At 67.8% G+C, this 14989-nt stretch carries 17 protein-coding genes and 2 tRNA genes; 7 read left to right on the top strand and 12 right to left on the bottom strand.

Features of this window, described 5'->3' with window-relative positions:
* Positions 1-1596 (top strand): protein kinase domain-containing protein, encoded by a 1596-nt coding sequence (locus tag ON43_RS00090; RefSeq protein WP_040802223.1) that lies wholly within the window; start codon positions 1-3, stop codon positions 1594-1596.
* Positions 1593-3488: a Stk1 family PASTA domain-containing Ser/Thr kinase gene (gene pknB, locus ON43_RS00085; RefSeq protein WP_040802221.1), complete on the top strand. Its 1896-nt coding sequence runs from the start codon at positions 1593-1595 to the stop codon at positions 3486-3488. Before ON43_RS00090 ends, pknB begins: the two co-directional genes overlap by 4 nt.
* A gap of 82 nt (positions 3489-3570) precedes the next feature.
* Here pknB and ON43_RS00080 read toward each other — a convergent pair whose 3' ends face one another.
* From ON43_RS00080 to ON43_RS00070, 3 genes are read right to left on the bottom strand one after another with little or no spacing between them, the layout of a single operon-like run.
* Entirely contained in the window at positions 3571-4032 is a 462-nt protein-coding gene (locus ON43_RS00080; RefSeq protein ID WP_040802219.1) for a cytidine/deoxycytidylate deaminase family protein, read from the bottom strand.
* Positions 4022-4705: a RibD family protein gene (locus ON43_RS00075; protein WP_040802217.1), complete on the bottom strand. Its 684-nt coding sequence runs from the start codon at positions 4703-4705 to the stop codon at positions 4022-4024. Before ON43_RS00075 ends, ON43_RS00080 begins: the two co-directional genes overlap by 11 nt.
* Before the next feature lie 30 nt (positions 4706-4735).
* Positions 4736-5377: an aminodeoxychorismate/anthranilate synthase component II gene (locus ON43_RS00070; RefSeq protein ID WP_040802215.1), complete on the bottom strand. Its 642-nt coding sequence runs from the start codon at positions 5375-5377 to the stop codon at positions 4736-4738.
* 149 nt (positions 5378-5526) lie between these two features.
* On the opposite strand from ON43_RS00070, the gene crgA reads away from it, so the two are divergent.
* A complete protein-coding gene (crgA, locus tag ON43_RS00065) occupies positions 5527-5793 on the top strand; it encodes a cell division protein CrgA (protein WP_040802213.1) in 267 nt (88 codons plus the stop codon).
* A gap of 88 nt (positions 5794-5881) precedes the next feature.
* Positions 5882-6325 carry a PH domain-containing protein gene (locus ON43_RS00060; RefSeq protein WP_040802211.1) on the top strand — a complete coding sequence of 148 codons (444 nt, stop codon included), beginning with the start codon at positions 5882-5884 and terminating at the stop codon, positions 6323-6325.
* A 28-nt stretch (positions 6326-6353) separates the two neighbouring features.
* On the opposite strand, the gene ON43_RS00055 is transcribed toward ON43_RS00060, so the two are convergent.
* Positions 6354-7226, bottom strand: coding sequence for a rhomboid family intramembrane serine protease (locus tag ON43_RS00055; protein ID WP_083913044.1), 873 nt, complete (start codon positions 7224-7226; stop codon positions 6354-6356).
* Between the two features lie 27 nt (positions 7227-7253).
* The gene (locus tag ON43_RS00050) at positions 7254-7790 is read right to left on the bottom strand and encodes a peptidylprolyl isomerase (RefSeq protein WP_174416427.1); all 537 of its coding nucleotides are present in this window, start codon (positions 7788-7790) and stop codon (positions 7254-7256) included.
* A gap of 133 nt (positions 7791-7923) precedes the next feature.
* On the opposite strand from ON43_RS00050, the gene ON43_RS00045 reads away from it, so the two are divergent.
* The 3 genes from ON43_RS00045 (at position 7924) to ON43_RS00035 (ending at position 10297) form a co-directional block, all read left to right on the top strand.
* Positions 7924-8193, top strand: a complete 270-nt coding sequence (locus tag ON43_RS00045; protein ID WP_040802209.1) for a hypothetical protein — start codon at positions 7924-7926, stop codon at positions 8191-8193.
* A gap of 14 nt (positions 8194-8207) precedes the next feature.
* On the top strand, positions 8208-10046 hold the full coding sequence (gene glmS / locus ON43_RS00040; RefSeq protein ID WP_040802207.1) for a glutamine--fructose-6-phosphate transaminase (isomerizing): 1839 nt from the start codon (positions 8208-8210) through the stop codon (positions 10044-10046).
* A gap of 71 nt (positions 10047-10117) precedes the next feature.
* The gene (locus ON43_RS00035) at positions 10118-10297 is read left to right on the top strand and encodes a hypothetical protein (RefSeq protein ID WP_040802205.1); all 180 of its coding nucleotides are present in this window, start codon (positions 10118-10120) and stop codon (positions 10295-10297) included.
* Between the two features lie 25 nt (positions 10298-10322).
* Here the strand turns inward: ON43_RS00035 and ON43_RS00030 are convergent, their stop codons facing one another.
* From ON43_RS00030 to ON43_RS00005, 7 genes are all read right to left on the bottom strand, one after another.
* The gene (locus ON43_RS00030; protein ID WP_174416426.1) at positions 10323-11171 is read right to left on the bottom strand and encodes an ABC transporter permease; all 849 of its coding nucleotides are present in this window, start codon (positions 11169-11171) and stop codon (positions 10323-10325) included.
* Positions 11168-12160 carry a daunorubicin resistance protein DrrA family ABC transporter ATP-binding protein gene (locus tag ON43_RS00025; RefSeq protein WP_040802203.1) on the bottom strand — a complete coding sequence of 331 codons (993 nt, stop codon included), beginning with the start codon at positions 12158-12160 and terminating at the stop codon, positions 11168-11170. The genes ON43_RS00030 and ON43_RS00025 overlap by 4 nt, the downstream gene beginning before the upstream one ends.
* A gap of 448 nt (positions 12161-12608) precedes the next feature.
* Positions 12609-13634, bottom strand: a complete 1026-nt coding sequence (locus ON43_RS00020; protein ID WP_040802201.1) for an adenylate/guanylate cyclase domain-containing protein — start codon at positions 13632-13634, stop codon at positions 12609-12611.
* Positions 13635-13721: 87 nt separating this feature from the next.
* The gene (locus ON43_RS45870; RefSeq protein ID WP_218003181.1) at positions 13722-13829 is read right to left on the bottom strand and encodes a DLW-39 family protein; all 108 of its coding nucleotides are present in this window, start codon (positions 13827-13829) and stop codon (positions 13722-13724) included.
* 78 nt (positions 13830-13907) lie between these two features.
* Positions 13908-13980: transfer RNA gene (locus ON43_RS00015), tRNA-Ala, on the bottom strand.
* 31 nt (positions 13981-14011) lie between these two features.
* Positions 14012-14085 (bottom strand) — tRNA-Ile (locus tag ON43_RS00010).
* A 138-nt stretch (positions 14086-14223) separates the two neighbouring features.
* Positions 14224-14989, bottom strand: a 766-nt coding sequence (locus ON43_RS00005) for a DUF3566 domain-containing protein (protein WP_040802199.1), incomplete at its 5' end; no start/stop codon positions are given.

Below are 14989 nucleotides of genomic sequence, written 5' to 3'. Positions count from 1 at the left end.
ATGCTGAACAACGGTGCGATGATCGCGGACCGGTACCGGCTGCAGCGGCTTATCGCCACCGGCGGCATGGGCCAGGTCTGGGAAGCGCTGGACACCCGGCTGGACCGCCGGGTCGCGGTGAAGGTGCTCAAGGCGGAATTCTCCACCGATCCGACCTTCCGGCAACGGTTCCGTACCGAGGCGCGGACCACCGCGCAGCTCAATCACCCCGGCATCGCGAGCATTTACGACTACGGCGAGACGCAGGACCCGTCCGGCGGTGAGATCGCCTACCTGGTCATGGAATTCGTGCAGGGCGAACCGCTCAACGCGGTGCTCTCCCGGCTCAACCGGCTCTCGGTCGCGCAGGGTCTCGACATGCTCGAGCAGACCGGCCGCGCGCTGCAGGTCGCGCACCAGGCGGGCGTGGTGCACCGGGATGTGAAGCCGGGCAATATTCTCGTGACGCCGACCGGTCAGGTGAAGATCACCGACTTCGGCATCGCCAAGGCCGTGGACGCGTCCCCGGTCACCAAGACCGGCATGGTGATGGGCACCGCCCAGTACATCGCGCCCGAGCAGGCCACCGGCGAGGACGCCACCGCCGCCTCGGACGTGTACTCGCTGGGAGTGGTCGGCTACGAGGCGCTTTCGGGTGCGCGGCCGTTCACCGGCGACGGCGCGCTGACCGTCGCCATGAAGCATGTGCGCGAGGCCCCGCCGCCGCTGCCCGCCGATCTGCCGCCGAACGTGCGCGAGCTGATCGAGATCACCATGGCCAAGGATCCGGGCCAGCGCTACACCGACGGCGGCGAATTCGCCGACGCGGTGGCCGCGGTGCGCTCGGGGCGCAGACCCACGCCGCCCGGCGGCATTCCGGTCACGCCCATGACCGGGGCCACCCGGGTGCTGCCGCCCGGGCCGACCATGATCATTCCGGGCGCCCGGTCCGATCAGGCCACCGTGCGCTATCCGACTCCGCCGCAACCGATGCGTCAGCCGCCGGTCGCCCCGGCGACCTCGACCACCGTCATGTCCGGACCCCGCACGCCCGTGGGACCGATGACCTTCACCGGGCCCGCCGACGACGGCTCGTCCGGACGCTTCACCAACGGTCAGAAGGCGATGGCCGGGCTGGCCGTCGGCGTGCTGATCCTCATCGCGGGTATCGGCATCGTGCTGGCCAGCAGCAACACTCACGACTCCACGCCGCCCCCGAAGACCAGCGCCGTGGTGGCCCCGCCGGTGGTCCCGCCGACCACCACCACTCCCCCGCCGACCACGACCACGAGGGAAAAGCCGGTGCCGCCGCCCCCGGTCACCACCTACGAACCGCCGCCGACCACCACACCGGAACCGACGACGACACCGCCGCCGGTCACCACCACGACCCCGCCGAAGCCCACCACCACGGCGCCGACCACCACGCCGCAGAAGCCGACCACCACCAATAAGTGGCCGTGGCAGCAGGGCGACATACCATCATGGCCAGTGACTCCGGGCGCGAATCCCGGCGGCGCCGTCCCCAATGGCGGGGTGAGCCCCGGCAGTAATCGCGGGCCGCTCTACACGCAGGACCCCTATTCATCCACAGTCCCGCAGCAAGGATTGCCATGACGACCCCGAAGAACCTCTCCTCCCGCTACGAGCTGGGCGAGATCATCGGGTTCGGTGGCATGTCCGAGGTGCACAAGGCCCGGGACCTGCGGCTCGGCCGCGATGTCGCCATCAAGGTGCTGCGCGCCGACCTCGCCCGCGACCCCACGTTCTACCTGCGCTTCAAGCGTGAGGCGCAGAACGCGGCGGCGCTGAACCACCCGGCCATCGTGGCGGTGTACGACACCGGCGAGGCCGAGGTCGACGGCGGCCCGCTGCCCTACATCGTCATGGAGTACGTGGACGGCGACACCCTGCGCGACATCGTGCGCGGCAAGGGTCCGCTGCCGCCGCGGCGCGCCATGGAGGTGATCGCCGATGTGTGTGCGGCGCTGGACTTCTCGCACCGCAACGGCATCGTGCACCGGGACATGAAGCCCGCCAACATCATGATCAACCGCGCGGGCGCGGTGAAGGTGATGGACTTCGGCATCGCCCGGGCCATCGCCGACAGCTCCAACCCGATGACCCAGACGGCCGCCGTCATCGGCACCGCCCAGTACCTCTCCCCCGAGCAGGCCCGCGGCGAGCAGGTGGACGCGCGCTCGGACGTGTACTCGGTCGGCTGCGTGCTCTACGAGATCCTCACCGGGGAACCGCCTTTCACCGGCGACTCGCCGGTCGCGGTGGCCTACCAGCATGTCCGGGAGGATCCGCGGCTGCCGTCGCAGGTGCATCCGGGGGTGCCGCGCGAACTCGATTCGGTCATCCTCAAGGCGATGAGCAAGAACCCGGCCAACCGGTATCAGACCGCGGCCGAGATGCGCGCCGACCTGATCCGGGTGCTGGGCGGGCAGAAGCCCACCGCGCCCATGATCATGACCGACGAGGACCGCAGCTTCGACGACGAACTGCCGCCGCCGCGCAGCTACCGCACGGTCGAACGCCGCGACGACACCACCGAACAGGAACTGGTCGAGGACAGTCCGCGCAAGCGCACCGCGTTGATCGCCATCCTCGCGGTGGCCGCCATCGCGGCGGTGGCCGGGCTGGTGTGGATGCTGGTCGGCGGCTCGCATCCGGATCAGGTCGCGGTGCCGGACGTGGCCAATCAGAACTACCAACTGGCGCAACGGGATCTGGAGAAGGCCGGTTTCACGGTCGCCATCCAGCAGAAGAACGATCCCAAGGTGGCGCAGGGCAATGTCATCGCCACCCAGCCGCTGGGCGGTTCGCGCGTCGCCAAGGGCAGCACCGTCACCCTGCAGGTGTCGCTGGGTCCGCAGCTGGTGCCGGTGCCGAAGCTGGCCGGTCTCACCCAGCAGCAGGCCGAGCAGACGCTGAACTCGCAAGGGCTGCGGCTGAATCCGGACATCAAGAAGCAGACCTCCAGCGTCGAGGAGAAGGACAAGGTCGTCGCGCAGTCCCCGGACGGCGGGCAGAAGATCGACTCCGACGGTCAGGTCACCATCACCATCGGCACCGGCCCGGACAAGGTGCGCGTGCCCGACGTGGTCGGCCAGTCCATCGATGTCGCGCAGTCGACGCTGCAGGACACCGCCGGTCTGAAGGTGACCGTGCAGGAGGTGCCGAACAACCAGCCCAAGGGCACGGTCATCGCCACCAGCCCGGCCGCGGGCACGCAGGCCGATCGCGGCTCCAACATCACCGTCCAGGTCTCCAGCGGCGACCAGCTGACCATGCCGGACCTGCGCGGGATGACCCCTGCCCAGGCCATCGCGGCGCTGCAGCAGAAGGGCTGGAGTGGGCAGATGGCGCAGAACACCATGAGCACGCTGAACGCGGGCGAGGTGGGGCGGATTCTGGCCCAGCAGCCGACGGCGGGCTCCCCGCTGGGCAAGACCCAGACGGTGACCGTGACGACCGGCGTGCTGTCGCTCGGCCCGCCGTGATCCGAATTCGATGACCGAACAGGGGTCCGCGGCGATCGCCGCGGACCCCTGTTGTTTCATGTGAAACCTTGCGTTTCGAAACTCAAAGGCGCAGATGGCGGTTCATCGACATGGCCTCGTCCGCCAGATCCGGCAGCTCGACCACCTCGACCCCGTGCTCACGCAGCCGCTCCACACCCACGCAGTTGTCCACGAAGGTGCCGGGCTCGCGCCAGGCGATGACCACCCGCCGAATGCCCGCCGCCAGAATGCGATCCGTGCACGGCGCGCGATCCTGGCTCGCGCGCTGCGAACAGGGCTCCAGGGTGCTGTAGAGCGTGGCGTGCGGCAGTCGCGGATCGCGGGGATCCAGCTTGTTCAGCGCCGATTCCTCGGCGTGCACCTTCTCGTCGGTCTCTCGCGACCACCCGTGCTCGATCTCCACCCCGTCCGCGCCCACGATGACCGCGCCCACCGCGAAGGCGGTCTCGCTGCGCGGGCACAGCCGCGCCAGCCCGATGGCGTGCCGCATCCAGCCGCGATCCAGCCGCGCCTCATCCGACATCGGAATCCTCCTTCGGCAGATAGCGCAGCAGCGCGATATCACCGATGCGGCCCACATCGGCCAGTTGCATGCGGTGGTTGGGGCCGCCGGGAAAGGCGGCGGGCCCGAGGAAGCGCGGGGCGGCCGGATCGCCGACCACCAGCGGTGCGACGGCCATCCAGATCTCGTCGGCCAGCCCGCCGGACAGGAACGCCGTGTGGATGGATCCGCCGCCCTCGACCATGAGGCGTTCCAGTCCGCGCTTGCCCAGATCATCGAGCAGCGCCTCGAAATCGATTGCCGCGCCGAGCGATACCACTTCGGCCAGGCCGTCCAGCCGATCGCCGATCCGTGCGGCCCCGGAATCGGTGGTGTAGACCAGTCTTTCACCGCCGCTGTGGAAGAAGCGCAGTTCGGGATCGAGATCGCCACCGGCCGTGACGATCACGCGCACCGGATAGTCCGGTTTGCCCGACGCCACCCGATGCAGACGTCGATCCGCGCTGTTGACCAGCAACCGGGGATTGTCGCGGCGCAGGGTCTCCGCACCGATGAGGATGGCGTCCGACTCCGCGCGCAGCGCGTCGACCCGATCGAAATCGGCGGCATTCGACAGCAGCAGCCGATCCGGGGTCGCGTCATCGATGTACCCGTCGATGCTGACCGCCACGGACAGCATGACGTGCGGCCTCATGCTGTGGCCGTTTTCATGACGGAGCCTCGTTCATGACGCGAGGGCCGCGACCTCCGCCTCCAAGGTCTGCACCAGTCCCTCCGCCGGCCGCTCGCCGCACACGCCCAGCCAATTGGCGAGCATGCGGTGCCCGCCCTGGGTGAGCACGGATTCGGGGTGGAACTGCACACCGTGGATGGGCAGATCGCGATGTCGCAGGGCCATGACGATGCCGGTTTCGGTGCGGCCCAGCACCTCCAGCTCCGGCGGCATTGTCTCCTCGACGACGGTCAAGGAGTGGTAGCGGGTGGCGGTGAACGGGTCGGGCAGCCCGGCCAGCACGCCCGCACCGATGTGGAAGACGTCGCTGGTCTTGCCGTGCAACAGTTCGGGAGCCCGGGTCACGGTCGCGCCGAAGGCCTCTCCGATGGCCTGATGGCCCAAGCAGACGCCGAGCAGCGGGGTGGCATGCTTCGCGGCGGCGTGCACCAGCGGAATGCTCGCACCCGCACGATCGGGGCTGCCGGGCCCAGGGCTGATCAACACCCCGTCGTAGTCCTGCACAACCTTGTCCACATCCGAGAGCCGATCATCGTCATTGCGCCAGACCTCGGCATCCACACCCAGCTGTCCGAGATACTGGACAAGGTTGAACACGAAGCTGTCGTAGTTGTCGACGACCAGTACACGCATGATTCGAGAGTAGTTGCCGCGGCGCTCGCCGTCGCATGCAATACCGCCGAACCGTGTCGCCACAATCGCCCGGGGACTCCCCAACGACACTTTCCCCAGGGTTGCCGGGATAATGTCTACGCAGACAGAACGCCGAATACGAGGACGTCATGCCTAAGTCGAAGGTCCGTAAGAAGACGGATTACACGATCAACCCGGCCAGCCGCACGCCCGTGCGCGTGAAGTCGGCTGGTCCGTCGCCGGTTTGGTACGTCGGCATCATGCTGGGTTTCATGCTGGCCGGTCTGGCCTGGCTGCTTGTGTACTACCTGGCCAACGAGCAGATCAGCTGGATGAGCGACCTGGGCGCCTGGAACTTCCTGATCGGGTTCGGCCTCATGGTGGTCGGCCTGATCATGACCATGCGCTGGCGCTAGTGCCCAGCCGGGCCTGTGCCTTACATCATTGTTATTCATACACACCTGTGGATGACCTTGTGGACAACTCGAGGAGGGAGTGGGGACAGTGACAGCGACGGATCCCTCCTCCCGCCTGGCCTGGTCCACACCCATGGCCGCGGTCGTGATCTGCGGCATCGGCGGCGTGGTGCTGGCCGCGGCCGCCTGCCTCTCCAACGACGGTCCCGGCCGCCTGCTCATCGGGCTGGCCGCCGCGGGACTGCTGTTCATGACCGTCGTGGGCCTGCGGCAGCGGCCGCGGCTGGCGGTCGAACCCGGTAATCCGGTGCAGGTCGTCGTGCGCGGCCTGGCCGGCGCCCAGCGCTACACACCCCAGCAGATCCTCCGCGTCCGCGTGGTGAACTACCGGCGACTCGGCCGGAAGATGCCCATGCTGGAGATGGATGTGGATCACGAGGGCGACGAGAAGCTCATGATCTTCGGCCGCTGGGACCTGGGCGCACACCCCGAGGATGTCCTCGAGGTGCTGCGAATCCACCTGGCGCGCTAGAAGTTATTCACAGCCGCCGCGACTTTCCTCACAGCGTGGGAGCGGCCAGTGCCGTCACCAGCACCGCGGCCAGCGCCACCGCCGCGACCGCGGCCCAGCCGATGTTCAGGGCGGTCCGCGTATCCCGGATCCCCAGCCAGCGCGGCAGGTAGAGGATGCCGGTGGCGGCGACCGTGCCGGCCAGCAGTCCGCCCAGGTGCGCCCAGATCGAGATGCCCGGCACCGAGAACGTGATGATCAGGTTGATCCCCAGCAGCACCGCGATCTGGGTGAGGTTCTGCCGGGTGCGCAGCATGATCACGCCGACCGCGCCGAAGATGCCGAAGATCGCGCCGGACGCGCCCGCCGAGGCGGTCAGCGGATCCGAGAACGCGGTCACCGCAGCCGAACCGCCGAGCAGCGAGGCCAGGTAGACGGCGACGAAACGGCCACGGCCCAGCGCCACCTCGCAGTAGGGGCCGAGCACGTAGAGCGCGAACATGTTGGCCAGCAGGTGGATCGGGCCGTAGTGCAGGAAGCCGGAGCCGATGATCCGCATCCAGCCGCCGTCGGTGCCGACGAAGGCGGGCACCAGCTGCCAGTCGAAGAACAGCCGGGAACGATTGTTGTCCATCAGGCTGTGCGCCTGGAAGGCCGTGACCGCGAAGACGATCACATTGATCGCGATCAGCGCGTAGGTGACGTACGGCACCGGGATCTGCCGGGACACGTCCGTCCCGGCGGCATTGCGCACCGGCCGGACGTCAGCGCGCCCCTGCTGCACGCACTCCACACAGTGCTGCCCCACCGCGGCCGGGGTGAGGCATTCCGGGCAGGCCGGACGCCCGCACCTGGTGCAGCCCAGACCGGTGGGCCGGTCGGGATGGCGATAGCAGACGGGTGCGGGCGGCTGGGGTTGCATGTGAGTTCTTTTCCGCTGTGGACTGATTCAGGAGAGGGTGATGCTCTCGATGACGACGTCGTCCTTGGGCCGGTCGTTGCGATCGGTCGAGGTGGTGGCGATGGCGTCGACCACCTTGCGCGAATCCGGGTCGACCACTTCGCCGAAGATGGTGTGCCGCCGGTTCAGGTGTGGCTGCGCGCCGACCGTGATGAAGAACTGGGAGCCGTTGGTGCCCGGCCCGGCATTGGCCATGGCCAGCAGGTAGCCGCGGTCGAAGCGGAGTTCGGGGTGGAATTCGTCCTTGAACTCGTAGCCCGGGCCGCCGCGGCCGGTGCCGGTGGGGTCGCCGCCCTGAATCATGAATCCGTCGATCACGCGGTGGAAGACCGCGCCGTCGTAGAACGGCCCGGACTTCTCGCCCTTGGCGTTCGCGGTGGTGTACGGCGCGGAACCGTCGGCCAGGCCGATGAAGTTCGCGACCGTCTTGGGAGCGTGGTTACCGAAGAGCGAGATCTTGATATCGCCGTAGTTCGTGTGGAGGGTGGCCACGGCGGTCTGATTCGGTGAGGTCACGACCGCCATCGTAGGTGCAGGCGCGAACCACACCCCGAATCGGCACACTTTCAGCAGCCAGAATCGGCGCACACTGTGATTCCCTGCCCGAATTCGGGCAGAAAAGTGGCGGAACCGGGCGCGGCATGGCAAGTTCGGTCGGGTGAATGACGGGGTTCCGGCCGATCTGGTCCGCCATGTGGCGGCCTCCACCGGCCTGCCGACCGCCGTCGCGGCCCGCGTGGTCGCCGACGTCGCCGGGTACTTCGACGAGACCGCCGAGCAGTTCGTGCGCCGCAGACATGCCGAACTCCAGGGCCGCCAGGTCCGCAATGCCGAGATCTGGCAGCGCCTGGCGGACGAGCTCGCGCAGCGTCCGGTGGCCGCCCCCGAATTCACCGAACGACAGCTGCGTCGCATCGTCTACGGGTAGGAGTCCGCCGCGCAATGTGTGGAATCGTCGGTTATATCGGGCATCGTGAGGCCGTTCCGGTCCTGCTGGAGGGCCTGCACCGGCTCGAGTACCGGGGCTACGACTCCGCGGGACTGGCCGTGCCGCACCGGGGACGCCTGCGCGTCACCAAGACCCAGGGCCGGGTCCAGGACCTGCGCGACCGGGTCGACGCCGAGGGCGCGCGGCTGAAGGGCAATGTCGGCATCGCCCACACCCGCTGGGCCACCCACGGCGAGCCCTCCGACGCCAACGCGCACCCGCACACCGACGGCTCCGGCCGGATCGCGGTGGTGCACAACGGAATCGTCGAGAACGCCGAGGAACTGCGCGCCTCCCTCACCGCCGAGGGCGTGGAATTCGTCTCCGACACCGACACCGAGGCGATCGCCCACCTGGTCGCCGCCGCGCTGGACGGCGCCGAGACCCTCGAGGACGCCGTGCGCACCGCCATGCGCCGCGTCGAGGGCACCTACGGCCTGCTGGTGCTCGACGCCCGCCGCCCCGACGAACTGGTGGTGGCCCGCAACGGCTCCCCCATCGTGCTCGGCGTCGGCGACGGCGAGATGTTCGTGGCCTCCGACGTGGCCGCCCTGGTGCACCACACCCAGCGCGTGGTGTTCCTCGACGACGGCGAGCTGGCCACCGTGCGCGCCGGCGAATTCCGCACCAGCACACTGGGTCTCGAGGCCCGCCGCACCGACAAGATCCCCACCACCATCGATATGGCGGCGGAGGACTACGCGCTGGGCGGGTACCCCGACTTCATGCGCAAAGAAATGGCCGAACAGCCCGACGCCGTCCGCCGGGCGCTCCGCGGCCGGCTGGACGAACGATTCGCGACCGCCCACCTGGGCGGGCTCAATATGGACGCGCGCGAGCTGCGCGGCATCAGCAAGGTGGTGTTCCTGGGCTGCGGCTCGGCCTATTACGCGGGCCAGCTGGGTGCGCAGCTGGTCGAGGAGCTGGCGCGGATTCCGGCCACCGCCGAACCCGCCTCCGAATTCCGCTACCGCAATCCGGTGGTGGATCCGGACGCGCTGTACGTCGCCATCAGCCAGTCCGGCGAGACCATCGATACCCTTGCGGCCGTTCAGGAATTGCAGCGCAAGGGCGGCCGGGTGATCGGCGCGGTGAACGTGGTCGGCAGCGCCATCGCCCGCGAATGCGGTGCGGGCGTGTTCCTGCACGCGGGCCCCGAGGTCTCGGTGGCGTCCACCAAGGCGCTGACCAATATGACGGTCTCCTTCGCCATGCTGGCGCTGCTGCTCGGCAGGGTCCGCGACCTGTCGGCCGCCGGGGGTGAGCGCATCGTCAACGGACTGCGCGCGCTGCCCGACGCCATCGACGCGGTGCTGGCCGCGGACGCGGCCATCGCGGATGTCGCGGCGCGATATGCCAAGGCGCGCAGCATGTTCTTCATCGGACGGGTGCGGGCGTGGCCGGTGGCGCGCGAGGGTGCGCAGAAGCTCAAGGAGATCTCCTACATTCACGCCGAGGCGTATCAGGGCTCAGAGCTCAAGCACGGGCCGCTGGCTTTGATTGATCCGGAGATGCCGAGCATCGTCCTGGTGCCGGGTGATGAGCTGCTGGCCAAGAACATCACCACCATCGAACAGATCAAGGCGCGCGGTGGGCCCGTCATCGCGGTCACGAACACCGATCTGCCGGATGGCTTGGCGGATGCGGTGATTCGAGTTCCGGCGGTGTGCGACGTACTCGATCCGATCATCCTGACTATCCCGCTGCAGCTGCTCGCATATCACACGGCCATGGCTCTGGGCCGGGACGTCGACAAGCCCCGCAACCTCGCCAAGAGCGTCACCGTGGAGTGAACGGGTATGGGGGCTATGCCCCCATACCCCCACTCCGTGCACGAATTCCATTGCTGTGCCAGCATGGTCGGATGGAGCTGGGGAGCGTTCGTAACAAGGTCATCGTGGCCGCCCTATTCGCGATTGCGGGCGGCGTCATAGCGTTCTTCGTGAGCAAGCGCCCACAGCCGCCGGCACCGGCCGCGGAGCCGCCGCGCCTGGGCTATTCGCGCAACGGTTCCGCGCCGACGCCGGATCTGGTCACCCACTGACCCGGCCGCGCGCCATCGGACTCGGTCAGCGGCTGACCGAGCGCTTGTACTGACGCACGGCCAGCGGCACGAAGATCGCCAGGATCACGACCACCCAGATCAGGGTGGTCGCCACCGGATGCCGCATGGACCAGACATCGGGCGGCGGCAATTGCGCGCTGGTGTTGCCGAACAGGTCGCGGGTGGCCTGGGTCAAGGCCGACACCGGATTCCAGTTCGCGAACAGCTTCAGCGGCGCGGGCAGCTTGTCCAGCGGCACGAAGGTGTTGGCCAGGAAGGTGAGCGGGAAGATCACCATGAACACCGCGTTGTTGAACACCTCGGGCGCCCGCACGATCAGGCCGATCACCGCCATGATCCACGAGACGGCATAGGCGAACAGCAACAGCAGCACATAGGCCAGCACCGCGTCCAGGAACGATCCCCGAATACGCCAGCCGACCAGCAGACCAGCCAGCGACATCACCACCAGGCTCACCATATTGATGACCACGTCGGCACTGGTGCGCCCGATCAGGACCGCCGCCGGTTCCATTGGCAGGGAACGGAATCGGTCGATGATGCCCTTCTGCATGTCCTCGGCCAGGCTCAGACCGGTGAAGGTGCCGCCGAAGACGACGGTCTGGGCGAAGATGCCGGCGATCAGGAATTCGCGGTAGCCGCCCGACATGCCCGGCACCTGGATCGCGGTGCCGAACACGTACGCGAACAACAGCACGAACATGATCGGCGAGAGCGTCGTGAAGATCAGGACGTCGGGCACACGCTTGATCTTGATGACATTGCGCTTGGTGATGGTCAGGCTGTCACTGACCAGCATCGTGAGTCGCTGTGTGAGCGAGGGCTTTTCGGCGACAGCGAGAGTGGCGCTCATCGGGCTCCTCCGACCTTCTCGTCGGCCTTTTGGTTGCCGTTGATCAGTTCCTCGGCCTCGTGCCCGGTCAGCGAGAGGAACACATCGTCGAGCGAGGGCCGCCGCAGACCCACATCGTGAATGCTCACCTCATGTTTGGCGAGCTGTCCGATGGCGTCCACCAGCGCCTGCGACCCGTCGTTGACCGGGACGATGATGCGCCGCATGCTCGGCTCGAGCCGAATCTCCCCGTGCGCCAAGCCTTCCAGCGCCCGCTGCGCGACGGCGAGGTTGTCCGCATGGTCGACGACCAGCTCGATCCGGTCCCCGCCCACCATCGCCTTGAGCTCGTCTGAGGTGCCCTCGGCAATGACCCGGCCGTGGTCGATGACCGCGATGGAATCGGCCAGCCGGTCCGCCTCCTCGAGGTACTGGGTGGTCAGCAGCAGCGTGGTGCCGCCCGCCACCAATTCCTCGATGACATCCCAGAGATCCAGGCGCGCACGGGGATCCAGACCGGTGGTGGGCTCGTCCAGGAACAGCACCGGCGGATTCGCGACCAAAGCGCCCGCCAGGTCGAGGCGGCGGCGCATACCGCCGGAATAACCCTTGACCGGCCGGTCGGCGGCGTCGGCGAGGCGGAAGCGGTCCAGCAGCTCGCGCGCGCGATCCTTACTGCGCTGCACGCCCATGTGATAGAGCCGCCCGACCATCTCGAGATTCTCGAAACCCGTGAGGTATTCGTCGACCGCGGCATACTGCCCCGAGGTGCCGATGCGGGAACGCAACAGCTGGGGATCCTTCAACACGTCCACGCCGGCGACGGTGGCGCGGCCGGCGTCCGGAATCAGCAGGGTGGTGAGCACCCGTACCGCGGTGGTTTTGCCGGCGCCGTTCGGGCCGAGCAGAGCGGTGACGGTGCCTTCGGGGACGGACAGGTCCAGACCGTCGAGTGCGACCAGGCGGCCGTACTTCTTGACCAGTCCCTCGGCAACTATGGCGTCGGGCATGATTCTCCTGACTATGCGCTGGCTTTGAACTGCACAAATAAGGTCGAACAAGACCAAACGCTCTCGGCCAGTATGGCCCGGCACGCAAGTGGCCGCATCCCAATGGGGGTCCGGCGGTGCTCGGGGGTGCCGGTATGGGATGCGGCCGATTCGATGATCCGCCCGGCCATCGGCCCCGATCGCGAGTAGTGCGCTACTCGAATCGAATTCGACGAAGGACGCAATTCGGTCACGAACCCATGCTGCCACTCGGGTACGACACTTTTTCCTCGAAAAAATCTTGGAACGCGGTGCCCCGATAGCCACACAATCGGAAATCGTCGCGTAGGATCGTTCCCGTCGGCCCCTCCCCCCCGGGCCGACCTAACGCGGGCCTCGGCTAACTCCCCCCCTTCGCCGAGGCCCGCCCCTATGTCCGGGGTCGGTTACGCCGGTGTAGGAATCTCGGTTATACGAGCGGGCGAATCATGTTGCGGCGCAGCACATGCCCGTGCAGTCGATTGATCCCCTTCACCCGCACGGTGGCCAGGTGCCGCAGCGTGAATTCCGGATCGTCCTCGATCGCCTCGGCCACCCCGTCATCGACGAGCACGGTGCCCGGACGCGCCACACCGGTGAGTCGCGCGGCGGTGTTCACCACCGAGCCGTAGAGGTCGCCGAAGCGTTGCAGGACACTGCCGTAGGCCAGCCCCACGCGCAATTCCTGGGTGACGCCGTGCGAGGCGACGGCCGCCTCCTGCACGGCGATCGCGATCCGCGCGCCCTGGGAGGCCGTGGCCGCCGCGAACATGACTTCGTCACCGACGTTCTTGATCACCCAGCCGCCATTGGCCACGATGGCATTGCTGGTGGCCGTCTCGAACGCCTCCAGCAGCGCCGACAGCTCATCGGGCTCCAGGTGGCGGGTCAGGCGGGTGTAGCCGACCATATCGGCGAAGCCGACGGCCAGCACCCGCAGCGTGTCCCCCGCGACCGAGCCGGCGTCCAGGGAGCGGGCCAGCGCCGCGTCCAGATGCCGCCGAAAGGCGTAGCGCTGCAACGTCTCGAACTCGGTGACCACCTCGTCGGTGGCGACGCGCGCGGCCTCGACCGGATCGGCGTCCGGATTCTCCTTGGTGATGGTCGCGATCCGGGCCAGGATCTCCTCGGTCACCAGATCCACCTGCCACTCCGCCAGCCGCGCCATGGAGCGACCCAGCGTGCGCGCGGCGGTGGTCTGACGGTGAATGTCCGCGGAGGCGAGCACATTCAGCTTGGCGAAGGTCTTGGCGGCCTCGATGTCGGAGTCGCTGTACTCGACCGCCTTGTCATCGGGATCGGCCGGAAAGCCCAGCGAGACCCACAGCCGCCGGGTGATCGAATTCGGCAGCCCCGTCAGTTCCGAAACCTGCTGCCGGTCGTACTTCCGCGCGCCCCCGAGCAGGTACGGCTCCACCACGGACTGCACCAGCTCGGAGATCTCAGTGGACGCCATCCCACGACGATACGACGTGAAACGGGCCGAAAACCGCCGCTTGTCCCGTGTCACAATGGCGAAGTTTCCGGCCCGAATCGGACGGGGTCAGCGGGTGGTGACCTCGTGCCAGAGATCGGCGTCATTGCGCTGACGCAGCTTGCTGATTCCGAACACGACGGCGGCGATCACAACGATCGTGAGAACGAATTTCATGAAATCCACAGTACTGGAACCACAGTCGAGCCACCGGAACGACAAAAGCCGCAGACCGATTGGTCTGCGGCTAATTTGTGGAGCCTAGGGGAATCGAACCCCTAACCCCTGCCTTGCAAAGGCAGTGCTCTGCCAATTGAGCTAAGGCCCCTTGGGAAGGCAGTTCGATCTTTACCTGTAAGTGGGCCTAGGAGGACTTGAACCTCCGACCTCTTCGTTATCAGCGAAGCGCTCTAACCGCCTGAGCTATAGGCCCGTAGTGGGTGTTCGGAGTGTGTAACTCGAACGAGGCAGAAGATTACCGTACCTCACCGATGATAACCAAAACGGCCGGTCAGAGGCTCGCGGAGGCGAGTCCGACCGGCCGTCGAGGCGGATCGAAACAGCGGATTCCCTAGTCCGGATCGGCCAGGGTGACCTGGATGCCGCCGACCAGATCGGTGCACTGGTTGTAGACGAACACGCCCACGGTCGACAGGGCCGTCAGCAGCACCACATTGATGAGGCCGATGACACCGGCGTAGCCGAACACCGAGCCCGCGTCGATGAGCGCCGAACTGGAGTTGGAGCTGTCGGCGAAGTCGCCCAGGGTGGAGTTCACGCGCTCCCACACGCCCATGCCCTCGAGCACCAGGTACAGCAGGCCGACGGCCAGCATCCACACGAAGAACATGGCCACGCTGATCACCAGCGAGACCTTCAGCGTGGACCACGGGTCGATGTGGCGCAGCTGCACGGTGGCGCGCAGCGGCTCACCGGTGGCCGCGGCCTGCGCCACCGCCGCGGGGGCGGACGGCGAGACCGGACCGGCCGGCGCGATCGGCTCCGGCGGCGGCAGCGGGTGCCGCAGCTCGGACAGATCGGGCAGATCCTTGACCAGTTCCGGGCGGGCGATGCTGCGGGTCGGTCCGTCGATGCCGACGGACTTCACCATGGCCGCCTCCTTGCGCGCCGCCTTGGCCGCCAGGTCGGCGGTCGTGCGCGCGTTGGAGACACCGCCCTGCAGGCCACCACCCTGCAGACCGCCGCCACCCTTGAGGCTGCCGGTGCTGCCCGGGGTCGCGGCCTGGCCGGGACGGTACAGGTTGGACTGCGGCTCCCGCTGCGGCAGCTGCGACCAACCCTCCTGGAAGGGCGAACCGCCCTGTGCGTCCGGGGAA

Source organism: Nocardia concava NBRC 100430 (genome assembly GCF_000308815.1).
GTDB classification, from domain to species: domain Bacteria; phylum Actinomycetota; class Actinomycetes; order Mycobacteriales; family Mycobacteriaceae; genus Nocardia; species Nocardia concava.
Note: the sequence above shows the minus strand (reverse complement) of the source record. Positions and strands in the feature narration are given on the sequence as shown.